Below are 11807 nucleotides of genomic sequence, written 5' to 3'. Positions count from 1 at the left end.
GCCGGAATACGCACAGTAGTGGCGCTCCGGGGTCTCACGCAGGTAAACGGCAGACAGGAGTGGCATTCATGGCGAGGGAACGAAGGGCAGTGACCGACTCGATGGCCGAGGCCGAGGCGGCCTGTGAGGAGTTGGCCGCGGCGTTGCGGCGGACCGGCATCGTGCTGCCGTCGCTGATGGTCGATCCGGTGACGTACGGCTACGAACCGCCGCGCGTCCTGGTCGAGTTGGGACGCTGCAACGTGGAGACGACGCGCCGGCTCATCGCGGTGCTGAAGAAGGCCGCCCCGTGAGCGGGTGTGCCCCGTACGTGTCGCCGGCGTGCCATGTCGGCAGGCATCCGGCGTGCGACAAGGGCATCCCCGCGGCGGAGATTGCCGGCGTTCCCGGCGTACGGCGCGAGACCTGCGCCTGCCGCTGCCACACGGGCGGCGGCGGGCCCGCCCCTCACCAGCCCGCCGGGTCCTTCGTCGCCGCCGAGAACACCGTGCCGTCGGGGGCCGCCGCGTAGACCCGGCCGCGGGGGCCGTCCGTACGCGGGGCCGGGAGCGTCTCCACGAAGCCGTTGTGCCGCCCGTTCATCCGTGGCGGCGTCTGCCCCAGCATCTCGCCCGACCGGGCGTCGACCGCGAGGAGCCGGCCGTCCGCCGCGGTGAAGAAGAGCCGGCCGCGGCTCACCACCGGTGCCGAGCCGCGGCTGACCGAGGTCTCGGTGTCCCAGGTCCGCCGGCCGACGGCTTGCAGCGCCCCGCCCTCGGCCAGCAGGTACACCGAGTCGCCGTCCACCACGGCGGACGCACCGTCCAGCGGCGCGGTCAGCTTGAGGCGGCGGCTGTGGCCGGTGGCCGGGTCGTAGCGGACGACGGCGGTGGTGCGGAACGAGAGCGTCGCGTCGGTGACGGTCAGGAAGAGCGCCCCGGACGCACCGGAACCGGCCACGGCCAGTGTCCCGGGCAGCCGGCGCGCCCAGCGGACCGTGCCGTCGGCCGGATCGATGGCGGTGACCTGGGTGGCCTTCCCGTCGGGGGTGGGCTCGGCCGCGTACGCGGTGTGCGGCGCGCCGAACGACGCGAAGAGCGGCAGCTGATGCCCCGGGAACCGTTTCTGCCAGCGCTGCCGGTGGGTGGCGCTGTCCAGCGCGGTGACCGTGCCGTCCGCCGCGGCCAGCAGGACGCGGTCGCCGACGACCTTGGCGCCGCCCTCGTACCCGGACACGTCCTTGGTCCAGCGGGTGGCGCCCCGGCCGCCCGGCGACGGGTCGAGGCCCAGCAGCCGGCTGCCGTCGGAGGAGAAGACGTACAGCAGCCCCCCGGAGAGCACCGGCGCGGTCCGGGACACGGCCCTCTTCGCCGCCTGCTTCCCGGTGGCGGTGGCGTCCTTGCTGCGCCACGCCACACGGCCGGAGTCCGGGTCGAGCCGGGCCGCCAGTACGCCGGGCTGGCCGCAGAAGACGGCGCCGGAACCGGTGGTGCAGTGCGGGAGTTCGGCCTCGTGGCCCTTGGGGCGCTTGACGAGGGTGGTGTGCCACGGGCGGAAGTCGGCGTTCTCGTCGCGTGACGGATGGGTCTGGAGGGCCGGGTCCCGGCCGGCGCCACCGGGGGAGAGGGCCTGAACGCCCGCGTACGTTCCGGCCCCGGTCACGACGAGGGCGAGCGCGGCCCAGAGGGGCCAGCGGCGACGGGAGCGGGGTGAGGGGGAGTGGCCGGGGGTGGTGAGGCCAGGGGCCTTGGGGGTGCCGGAATCGCCGCTGGGTCTTGGGGCCGCGGGGTGTCCGGGGCCGTCGGGGCCGGTGACGGGGGCGCGTACGTGGGTGACTTCGGCGCGTGGCGGGTCGGCCTCGTCGCGCGGCGGGATGGCCTCGGCCGGAACGGGCTGTGGCTGCTCCGGGTGCTGGCGCGGTTCCGGCTGCCGCTGCTCCGGAATCCGCGCCGACAGCAGCTCCATCAGCGCGTCCGGAGTCGGCCGGTCCGCCGGGTCCTTCGCCAGGCAGCTCTCCACCAGGGGCACCAACTCCTCGGGCACACCCGTCAGATCGGCCTCGTCGTGCACCACCTGATAGGCGACGAGATACGGGCTCTCCGAGTCGAACGGGCCGCGTCCGGTGGCGGCGTGCACCAGCACCGACCCCAGCGCGAACATATCCGCCGCCGGACCCACCTCACGCGGCCGTTGGAACTGTTCGGGCGCCATGAAAGGCGGGGTGCCGATCAACTTGCCGGTCTCGGTACGCATTTCACTGTCCGAGGGCCGCGAAATGCCGAAGTCGATGACTTTCGGCCCATCTGTGGCCAGCAGCACATTTCCGGGCTTCAGATCGCGGTGCACCACCCCGGCGCGATGGATGTCGCGCAGCGCCTCGGCGAGCCCCGAGGCCAGCTGTCGCACCTCGCCGACCGCCAGCGAACCGTTCCGCTTCACATGATCGGAGAGCGTCGGGCCGGGAATGTGGAGGGTCGCCATCCAGGGCCGTTCGGCGTCCGGATCGGCGTCCACGACGGGCGCCGTGAAAGCCCCGCTGACCCTCCGCGCGGCCGCCACCTCCTGCCGGAACCGCCCCCGGAACTCCGGGTCCTGGGCGAATTCGGCATGGACGACCTTCACCGCGAGCAGCAGCCCGGAGGACGAGCGCGCCAGATGGACCACGCCCATTCCGCCGGAGCCGAGCCGAGCCTCCAGGCGATATTGGCCGGCGTATTCCGGATGCTCCGCTTCCGGATTGATGCCGGAATCACGCAGCGATGGCATGGTTCCACCCCCGTGTCATTACCCGTGCCATTCGGTCGCAAGTGCGACGCGCGGAGCCTAGTCGATGGCGCGTACGAGATGAATGAGGCTTGCTAGCGTGCGCGCTGTGGAACCGCGCCGAGCGGTTTCACGTGTTGCTCCACGAGCAACTCCGCGCATGGCGTGCGAAGTCCTGCACCAGCGGCTCCACGAGCCATGCCGCCACCATCGCCAACGGGGGAGAACGAAATGACCACTCAGGACCATCAGGGCGCCGTGGAAGCGGCCGACGGCCAGACGCTCGCCGCCGCGGCGGGCGGTCTCACCTATCCCGTCGCGCCCGGCCACCGCGTCAAGGTCCGCAAGGGCCCCGGCACCGACTACCCGGTCGTCCGCCGGCTCGCCGAGGGCGCCACCGTGCAGATCCGCTGCCAGCGGCACGGCGAGAAGGTCAGCGGCCCGTACGGCACCTCGGACATCTGGGACAACATCGCGCCCGGCCAGTACCTCTCCGACACCTACGTCCGCACCGGCAGCAGCGGCATGGTCGCGCCGCGCTGCACCAGCTGAGGCACGGGGCACCCGCCGGGGATAATCGGTGCCATGAGCGATGAGCAGCGGTCCTCGGGGAGCCCGGAGCCGGGCGGCGCCGCGTCCGGCGGTCCCGAGCCGGAGCCGATCCGGTTCTTCGGCACCACCTGGCTCCACCACGACGGCGGCTACGGCCTGCGCCGGGCCGGCGTCGCGGTGGGCTCACTCGCGCTCGCCGCAGCGGGCGCGGCCGTGCTGCGCTTCGCGTTCCAGGGCCTGGAGATCGCCGACGTCGGCCCGTTCGTCGGCATCCTCGTCGTCGCCGGCTTCGCCATCTGCAGCGCCCTGGCCTTCCGCCGCACCTGGGACGGCTTCGTACGACGCCCCGACCCGGCAGCCGGGAGCGCGGACGACAAGTCCGGGCAGAGCCTGATGTTCATCGGCTTCATCGGCTCACTGCTCGCCTACTTCTGCCGCAGCCTCGTCGAGGCCCCCGGCGAGAAGCTGCACCGCACCGAGTACACCACCGCCCGCGAACGCCACGAGCGCCGCCGCGGCAACCGCACCGGCAACCCCGCTGCAAGAAAGCCCCGGCCGAAAAAACGCCGCTGACCCGACGCGGAGACCAGCGCTCCCCCCCCGGCGACTCGGCCCCCGCCCGCCCCCTCAGTCGTCCAGCTCCGGCTTCCCCTTCTCGTACAGCCACTTCTTGAAGAGCGGCTCCAGGTCCACGTCCGTGCGCTCCTGGCAGAAGTCGATGAAGTCCTGTGCGTCGGCGTTGCGGTAGCGGTACTCGGCGGGCCACTCGCGCAGGATCGAGAAGAAGGTCTTGTCGCCGACGGCGTTGCGCAGCTCCTGGAGGAGCATCGCGCCCCGCTCGTACACGGGGGTGCCGGTCACGTTCTTCGCCTGCCCGGGTTTGCCCGGCGGGAAGTCCCAGCGCGAGAGGTCCTTGGTGTCCTTGTAGAGCGCGTCGAACTGCTCCTGCGGGGTCTTGCCGCCCTCGCGCTCCTCCCACAGCCACTCGGCGTAGGTCGCGAAGCTCTCGTTGAGCCAGGTGTCCGCCCAGGTCTTCGGGGTCACCGAGTCGCCGAACCACTGATGGGCCATCTCGTGCACCACGGTCACGGTGTCCGGCGCCCCCGCGTAGACCGGCTTGGTCTGGGACTCCAGGGCGAGCCAGTCGATCTGCTTCGGGGTGTCGTCGACGATCGCGCCCGCGGAGGCGAAGGGGTACGGCCCGAAGAGCTTGCTCTCCCACTTCACGATCTCCGGCAGCTTCCCCAGGGCCTCCTTGCTGGCCTTGGCCTCCGCCGGGTCCACCGCCACATACAGCGGCAGCCCCTCGGGCGTACGGGAGGTGTGGACCTCGAACCTGCCGATGCCGGCCGTCGCGAGGTAGCTGGCCATCGGCCGTCCGTTGTGCCACCGGAAGGTGGTGCGGCCCCCGGAGGTCCGCTCGGACTTCAGCTCTCCGTTGGCGACGGCGGTGTAGCCCTTCGGCACGGTGATCGTGAAGTCGTAGGTGGCCTTGTCCCGGGGGTGGTTGTTGCCCGGGAACCACGTCATCGATCCGGCGGGCTCACCGACGACGAACGCCCCGTCGCGCGTCTTGACCCAGCCCTCCGTCGAATGGTCCGGGTCCTTCATCTCCTGCGGCGTGCCCTGGTAGGCGACGCGGGTACGGAACTCCGCGCCCTTCCCGATCCCTTCGGAGGGCCGGACGATCAGTTTGTGGCCCTTACGGGAGAACTCCGCGTCCTCGCCGTCGACCTGCACCTTCGTCACCCGCAGCCCTTGCAGGTCGAGCTGGAAGGAGCGGAGGTCGGTGCGCGCCTCGGAGGTGATCTCGGCGGTCGCGTCCAGGTGCCGCTTCCTGACGTCGTAGTCGAGGTCGAGACCGTAATGGCGCACCTGGTAGCCGCCGTTGCCGAGCGAGGGGAAGAGGGGGTCGCCCACTCCGCCGCTGCCCGCCGTCCCCCGTACACCGCTGTGGGTGCACGAGGAGAGCAGCAGGGCGACGGAGAGGGCGGCGGTCGCACCGCAACTGCGAAGGGGCCGGCGGTTCACAGCACTCCCGGGGTCGGCGGACATCAGCGTCCCGACCCTACGGTCATTTCCGCTCCCGCACCGGCCCTTCACGCACGGTGTCCTAGGGGGCGACGGACGGCGCTTCCTGCCGGGCGGTCCCGTCCGGTCCCCGGCGCTGTTCCTCCCAGGCCCCGAGCGCGGCCGCACAGGCGTGGTCGAGATGCCGCAGCCCGGTCAGGTCCAGTTCGACGTCCCGGTCCTTGGGCAGCGCCTCCAACTGGTCGAGCAGCTTGGGCAGCCGGAGGAAGGTGGCGTTGCCGAGGGCCCGTACGCGGATCGGCCGCGGCGGCCGTGAACCGGCCCCCTCGGTGTCGCCCGCCGGGTCGTCCGCCCCGACGATCTCCAGGTGGACGTGCGAGGTCTCCCACGCCGACTTGGCGACCGCCATCAGCAGCCCCAGCAGCACTCCCTCGAACATGTTGGTGGCCACGATCGCCACCGCCGTCGCGGCGAGCACCACGGCCTCACCCCGGTGCTCCCGCCACAGCGGACGCCACTGCTTCACCGGGAGCAACTTGACGCCCGCATGCACCAGTACGCCGGCCAGCGTCGCGAGCGGCACCACGCCCAGCGCCGCCGGGAACGCCGCCGCGAAGACCAGCAGCCATACCCCGTGCAGCACCCGCGAGGCCTTCGTCCGGGCCCCGGCGAACACATTGGCCGAGCTGCGGACGATCACCGCGGTCATCGGCAGCGCGCCGAGCAGCCCGCAGACCGTGTTGCCCGCGCCCTGCGCCATCAGCTCCTTGTCGTAGTCGGTCTTCGGCCCGTCGTGCAGCCGGTCCACCGCGGCCGCGCTGAACAGCGACTCCGCCGAGGCGATCAGGGTGAACGCCAGCACCGTGCCCAGCGCACCGGCCAGCGCCCCCGCCTCCGTCAGCCGCGCGAAGTCCGCGCCGCCCGGTGGCTGGATGACGTCCAGCAGACCCGACACCTCCACCCGGGCCACCGGCAGATCCAGCACGAACACCACGACCGTGGCCAGCGCCACCGCCACCAGCGGCGCCGGCAGCACCCGCGCCGCCCGCCGCCACTTCGGCCACACCACCAGCACCACGATGGTCCCCGCACCGACCGCCAGCGCGGTCAGCGCGCCGCCGGACCCGGCGGTGTTCACGGCGAGTTCCGGCAGCCCGCCCAGGTTCGCCGGCCCGTTGCCCGGCGCGCGGGCGTCCACCAGGGCGTACAACTGCCCGGCGATCAGCACCAGTCCGATGCCCGCGAGCATGCCCTGGACGACCGCCACGGAGATGGCCCGGAACCAGCGCCCCAGCCGGAGCGCCCCCATGACCAGCTGCAGCACCCCGGCGATCAGCACCAGCGCACCCAGCGTGCCGAGCCCGTACTCCTGCACGGCCTCGTAGACGAGCACGGTCAGCCCGGCGGCCGGACCGCTGACCTGCAGGCTGCTGCCCGGCAGTAATCCGGTGAGCAGCCCGCCCACGATCCCGGTGACCAGCCCGAGTTCGGCCGGTACCCCGGAGGCGACGGCCACCCCGACACACAGCGGGACGGCGACGAGAAAGACGACCAGCGAGGAGGTGAAGTCGGCGCGCCAGTACGACAGCGCCTGCCGTGACGGTATGGAGGGCCGGGAGGAGTGTTGCCGGGCAGTACGGAACCTACGCATGGGGATGCCTCCAGCGGGTGCGAGATGCGGTGGCGCACGGGTGCGCACGGAGACGCACGAGCGGACGCGGGGCGATACCGGAGCCGGCGGCGATCCGCCGCACGAGGTGCTGCGATCGCCGGCTGCCGTGCACTGCCGCGCGGTGCGCGCCATGAGGAAAGGACGGCTGGAACCGTCGGATGCGCGGGCCGGGGGAGGCCCTTGGGGGCAGCTCTCAGCTCTCAGCAGCGGAAGACGAGGTGCTGGACGGGTAGTTCACCGGATCTCGACAGGGGTACGGCCTGCCGGCCGGTCAGCGGGGCGGCCAGCGGCAGCCGGCTCCGGCTCCGTACGGGGGCGGCGGTCGAGACGGTGGTGGCCGGTGGCGCCGGTGCGGACACCGAGGCCGAGGACCGCCCGTCGCGGCGCGGCGGGCAGCGGTCGCCGCCGGATTCCGGGTTCTCGGAGGGGTCCGACGTCCAGTCGGGGGCCGGGGGAGCGGTACGGCCGGTGCCGTTGGCGGGCGGGGCGGCCGTGAGGCGTTCCCCGTACACGCCCTCCGCGCCCATGGGCAAGGCCAGCAGGACGGCCATGACGATCAACAGGAGCCGGCCGAGGCCGCGGACCCTGGTCTTCGCCATCGTCGCCCCTTCCGGCGCGCCTGGACAGGTCATCCCATTGTGTCCAAGCGGACATGCAGGACCGCTAGTCGGTTTGTAACCACCCTGTAAACGCGGAGTTATCGACCAAGAACGGCCGGTTTCTTTCACTACGGCGCCCGCCGGTGCGCACAGATCCCCACCATGCGCCTCTTCCGCACCACACCTGTCCGGATCACCACCCCCATGGCCCAACCGCCCCGCCCCGCGGCCCGTTCCGGCCCCGCCCCTTCCCGTCCTGTTAGCGGCCTTGACGTCCGTCCCACCCCGGAGGATTATTCATCGCATGATGAATTATGGCGGTGACCCCGCCGTCCACGCCCGTGGTCTCACCGTCACCCGAGGCGGCCGCACCGTCCTCGACGCCCTCGCCTTCGACGTGCCCCGCGGCCAGGTCACCGGCCTGCTCGGCCCGTCCGGCTGCGGCAAGTCCACCCTCCTGCGCGCCCTCGTCGGCACCCAGGCCAAGGTCACCGGAACCCTCGACGTCCTCGGCCACCCCGCCGGCGACCCCCGCCTGCGCCCCCGCATCGGCTACGTCACCCAGGACCCGTCCGTCTACGACGACCTCACGGTCCGCCAGAACCTCGACTACTTCGCCGCCGTCCTGCACCCCGGCCGCTCCGCCCGCGCCCTGCGCCGCGAACGCGTCACCCGCGCCCTCGACGACGTCGACCTCACCGGCCACGCCGACGCCCTCGCCGGTGCCCTCTCCGGCGGCCAGCGCAGCCGGGTCTCCCTCGCGGTGGCCCTCCTCGGCACCCCGGAACTCCTCGTCCTCGACGAACCCACCGTCGGCCTGGACCCCGTCCTCCGCCGCGACCTGTGGCACCTCTTCCACACCCTCGCCGCCGACCGCGGCGCCACCCTCCTCATCTCCTCGCACGTCATGGACGAGGCCGAACGCTGCCACCGGCTGCTCCTGATGCGCGACGGCCGCCTCCTCGCCGAGGACACCCCCGACGCCCTCCGCGACCGCACCGGCTCCGCCACCGTCGAGGCCGCCTTCCTCCACCTCGTCGACCAGGCCGCGGCCGCCACCCGGCCCCCGCGCCCCAGCACCCCCCAGGAGTCCGCGCGATGACCACCGCACCCCGCACCGCGGCCCCCGCCCCCGCGCCCTTCTCCCCCGCCCGCACCCTGGCCACCGCCGCCCGCGTCCTGCGCCAGCTGCGCCACGACCCGCGCACCATCGCGCTGATGCTCGTCGTCCCCTGCGCGATGATCGCCCTGCTGCGCTACGTCTTCGACGACCGCCCGGCCACCTTCGACGGCATCGGCGCCTCCCTCCTCGGCATCTTCCCGATGATCACGATGTTCCTGGTGACCTCCATCGCCACCCTCCGCGAACGCACCTCGGGCACCCTGGAACGCCTGCTCGCCATGCCCCTCGGCAAGGCCGAACTCATCGGCGGCTACGCCCTCGCCTTCGGCCTGCTCGCCCTCGTACAGTCCGCCCTCGCCACCGGCCTGTCCGTCTGGCTCCTCGGCCTCGACGTCACCGGCTCCCCCTGGCTGCTCCTCCTGGTGGCCGTCCTCGACGCCCTCCTCGGCACCGCACTCGGCCTGTTCGTCTCGGCCTTCGCCGCCTCCGAATTCCAGGCCGTCCAGTTCATGCCCGCCGTCCTGATGCCCCAACTGCTGCTCTGCGGCCTGTTCACCCCGCGCGACACCATGCAGCCGGCCCTGGAGGCGCTCTCCGACGCCCTCCCGATGTCCTACGCCGTCGACGGGATGAACCAGGTCCTCCACCACCCCGACCTCACCGGCGACTTCCTCCGCGACACGATCGTCGTCACCGCCTGCGCCCTCCTCGTCCTCGCCCTCGGCGCCGCCACCCTCCGCCGCCGCACGACGTGACGCGGTGCGCCACCACTGCGGGGCAGCCGACCCCGGACCGGAACCCCCACGGTGCGAGGATGGCCGGGAAACGCCCAGCGCAGCGGAAAGGTGAACCCGCACGATGACCCAGAAGGTCGCAGTACTCGGCACCGGCAAGATCGGCGAAGCCCTGCTCAGCGGAATGATCCGGGGCGGCTGGGCCCCCTCCGACCTCCTCGTCACCGCCCGCCGCCCGGAACGCGCCGCACAGCTCCACGAGCGCTACGGCGTCCAGGCGGTGAGCAACGCCGAGGCCGCCGAGGCCGCCGACACCCTCATCCTCACCGTCAAGCCCCAGGACATGGGCACCCTCCTGCGCGAGCTGGCCCCGCACCTCCCCGCCGACCGCCTGGTCATCAGCGGCGCCGCCGGCATCCCCACCTCCTACTTCGAGGAGCACCTGGCCGCCGGCACCCCCGTCGTCCGGGTCATGACGAACACCCCCGCCCTCGTCGACGAGGCGATGTCCGTCATCTCCGCCGGCACCCACGCCACCGGCGCCCACCTCACCCGCGCCGAGGAGATCTTCTCCGGCGTCGGCAAGACCCTCCGCGTCCCGGAGTCCCAGCAGGACGCCTGCACCGCCCTCTCCGGCTCCGGCCCGGCCTACTTCTACTTCCTCGTCGAAGCCATGACCGACGCCGGCATCCTCCTCGGCCTGCCCCGCGACAAGGCCCACGACCTCATCGTCCAGGCCGCCATCGGCGCCGCCGTGATGCTCCGCGACAGCGGCGAACACCCCGTCACCCTCCGCGAGAACGTCACCTCCCCGGCCGGCACCACCATCAACGCCATCCGCGAACTGGAGAACCACGGCGTACGCGCCGCCCTCATCGCCGCCCTGGAAGCCGCCCGCGACCGCAGCCGCGAACTCGCCTCCGGCAACGGCTGACCCACGGCCCCCGGGGACGCGGCGGCCACCGCGCCCCCGGCAGGTCCGGCCCCTCACCCCGCGGGCAGCAGCCCCACCGCCTCGAACGCCGCGTCCACCCGCGGCCGGGCGAGGGCCCGCGCCCGCTCGGCACCGCGCCGCAGCACCGCGTCCACGGCCGACGGATCGGCGGCCAGCTCCGCATGCCGCTCCCGCACCGGCCGCAGCGTCTCCACCACGGCCTCCGCCACGTCCTTCTTCAGCGCGCCGTACGAGTCGTACTCCTCGGCCAGCCGCAGCGGATCACCGCCCGCGCACGCCGCCAGCACATTCAGCAGATTCGCCACCCCGGGCCGCTGCTCCGGGTCGTACACGACATCCCGCTCGGTGTCCGTCACCGCCCGCAGCACCTTCTTCCGCACCACGTCCGGCTCGTCCAGCAGATAGACGACCCCCGCCGTACGGGCACCCGACTTCCCCATCTTCGACGTCGGCTCCTGCAGATCCATCACCCGCGCCGCCACCACCGGCAGCGTCGTCCGCGGCACCACGAACGTCGCCCCGTAACGCTGGTTGAACCGCACCGCCAGATCCCGCGTCAGCTCCACATGCTGCTTCTGGTCCTCCCCGACCGGCACCTCATGCGCCCCGTACGCCAGGATGTCCGCCGCCATCAGCGCCGGATACGTCAGCAACGAAAGCCGCACACTCCCGCCGCGCGCCTGCTCCCGCGCCGCCTTCTCCTTGTACTGGATCATGCGCCGCATCTCCCCGTCGGAGGCCGTGCACTCCATCAGGTACGACAGCCGCAGATGCTCGTCCACATGACTCTGCACGAACAGCGTGCAGCGCTCCGGGTCCAGCCCCGAGGCCAGCAGCAGCGTCGCCGCCTGCCGGCTGAGCCGCCGCAGCCGCGCCGGATCGTGCTCCACGGTCAGCGCGTGCAGATCCACCACACAGAACAGCGCGTCCGCCCGGTGCTGGTCCTCCGCGGCCCACCGCCGCACCGCCCCGAGGTAGTTGCCCAGCGTCAGATGCCCCGTCGGCTGTACCCCACTGAAGATCCGCGTCCGCGCGTCCGCCGTCATCGCCATCTCGTCCGTCCTTCTCTCCCGCACTGCCCAAGGAGTGCGCGTCGAGACCGCCGACCTCACCGGCCGGCTACGAGAGGGAGATACGCAAACGGCCGCCGAAGCGGCGGCCGTGGTCCTGCATGCGCTGTGGTCGGCCGCCGTCAGGCGAGCCACCACTGCTGTACGAGCGCATGCGTAGTCATGGGCCCCAAAGTACCCCCACAACCCGTGCCTGGCACGGGTTTGAACAACCCCAACCCCTCGTGTAGTGTCCTCCGAGTTGCCACGGAGCCGACGGCCCCGGGCAGCCATCCCGCCGCTTCGCGGCACACCACTACTGCACGGCCCCTCACCGGGAACGATTTCGG

11 protein-coding genes are annotated in these 11807 nt (G+C 72.5%); 6 read left to right on the top strand and 5 right to left on the bottom strand.

Translation table 11 applies throughout. The annotated features are described in order from the left end of the window. Positions 1–101 precede the first annotated feature (101 nt). Positions 102–293 carry a hypothetical protein gene (locus ACGFN2_RS03420; protein WP_362611406.1) on the top strand — a complete coding sequence of 64 codons (192 nt, stop codon included), beginning with the start codon at positions 102–104 and terminating at the stop codon, positions 291–293. A 154-nt stretch (positions 294–447) separates the two neighbouring features. On the opposite strand, the gene ACGFN2_RS03415 is transcribed toward ACGFN2_RS03420, so the two are convergent. Further along, entirely contained in the window at positions 448–2745 is a 2298-nt protein-coding gene (locus tag ACGFN2_RS03415; RefSeq protein ID WP_393357200.1) for a PQQ-binding-like beta-propeller repeat protein, read from the bottom strand. Positions 2746–2973: 228 nt separating this feature from the next. Here ACGFN2_RS03415 and ACGFN2_RS03410 point away from each other — a divergent pair, with 228 nt between their 5' ends. Next, positions 2974–3294, top strand: a complete 321-nt coding sequence (locus tag ACGFN2_RS03410; protein WP_393357198.1) for a peptidase — start codon at positions 2974–2976, stop codon at positions 3292–3294. A gap of 33 nt (positions 3295–3327) precedes the next feature. Next, positions 3328–3867 carry a hypothetical protein gene (locus ACGFN2_RS03405; protein ID WP_393357196.1) on the top strand — a complete coding sequence of 180 codons (540 nt, stop codon included), beginning with the start codon at positions 3328–3330 and terminating at the stop codon, positions 3865–3867. Between the two features lie 54 nt (positions 3868–3921). Here ACGFN2_RS03405 and ACGFN2_RS03400 read toward each other — a convergent pair whose 3' ends face one another. From ACGFN2_RS03400 to ACGFN2_RS03390, 3 genes are all read right to left on the bottom strand, one after another. Further along, positions 3922–5349 (bottom strand): M1 family metallopeptidase, encoded by a 1428-nt coding sequence (locus ACGFN2_RS03400; protein ID WP_393357194.1) that lies wholly within the window; start codon positions 5347–5349, stop codon positions 3922–3924. A gap of 58 nt (positions 5350–5407) precedes the next feature. Beyond that, the gene (locus ACGFN2_RS03395) at positions 5408–6976 is read right to left on the bottom strand and encodes a SulP family inorganic anion transporter (RefSeq protein ID WP_393357192.1); all 1569 of its coding nucleotides are present in this window, start codon (positions 6974–6976) and stop codon (positions 5408–5410) included. 221 nt (positions 6977–7197) lie between these two features. Continuing rightward, positions 7198–7596 carry a hypothetical protein gene (locus ACGFN2_RS03390; RefSeq protein WP_393357190.1) on the bottom strand — a complete coding sequence of 133 codons (399 nt, stop codon included), beginning with the start codon at positions 7594–7596 and terminating at the stop codon, positions 7198–7200. Positions 7597–7900: 304 nt separating this feature from the next. Between ACGFN2_RS03390 and ACGFN2_RS03385 the strand changes: the two genes are divergently transcribed. From ACGFN2_RS03385 to proC, 3 genes are all read left to right on the top strand, one after another. Next, entirely contained in the window at positions 7901–8698 is a 798-nt protein-coding gene (locus ACGFN2_RS03385; RefSeq protein ID WP_393357188.1) for an ABC transporter ATP-binding protein, read from the top strand. Further along, on the top strand, positions 8695–9474 hold the full coding sequence (locus ACGFN2_RS03380; RefSeq protein ID WP_393357186.1) for an ABC transporter permease: 780 nt from the start codon (positions 8695–8697) through the stop codon (positions 9472–9474). Before ACGFN2_RS03385 ends, ACGFN2_RS03380 begins: the two co-directional genes overlap by 4 nt. A 103-nt stretch (positions 9475–9577) precedes the next feature. Next, a complete protein-coding gene (gene proC, locus ACGFN2_RS03375; RefSeq protein ID WP_362611398.1) occupies positions 9578–10387 on the top strand; it encodes a pyrroline-5-carboxylate reductase in 810 nt (269 codons plus the stop codon). Positions 10388–10440: 53 nt separating this feature from the next. Here the strand turns inward: proC and trpS are convergent, their stop codons facing one another. Further along, on the bottom strand, positions 10441–11460 hold the full coding sequence (gene trpS / locus ACGFN2_RS03370) for a tryptophan--tRNA ligase (RefSeq protein ID WP_362611400.1): 1020 nt from the start codon (positions 11458–11460) through the stop codon (positions 10441–10443). Between the last annotated feature and the right edge of the window lie 347 nt (positions 11461–11807).

This window comes from Streptomyces sp. NPDC048612 (assembly GCF_043199295.1).
Taxonomy (GTDB): domain Bacteria; phylum Actinomycetota; class Actinomycetes; order Streptomycetales; family Streptomycetaceae; genus Streptomyces.
The sequence above is the reverse complement of the archived record's forward strand: the minus strand, read 5'-3'. Positions and strand labels throughout refer to the sequence as shown.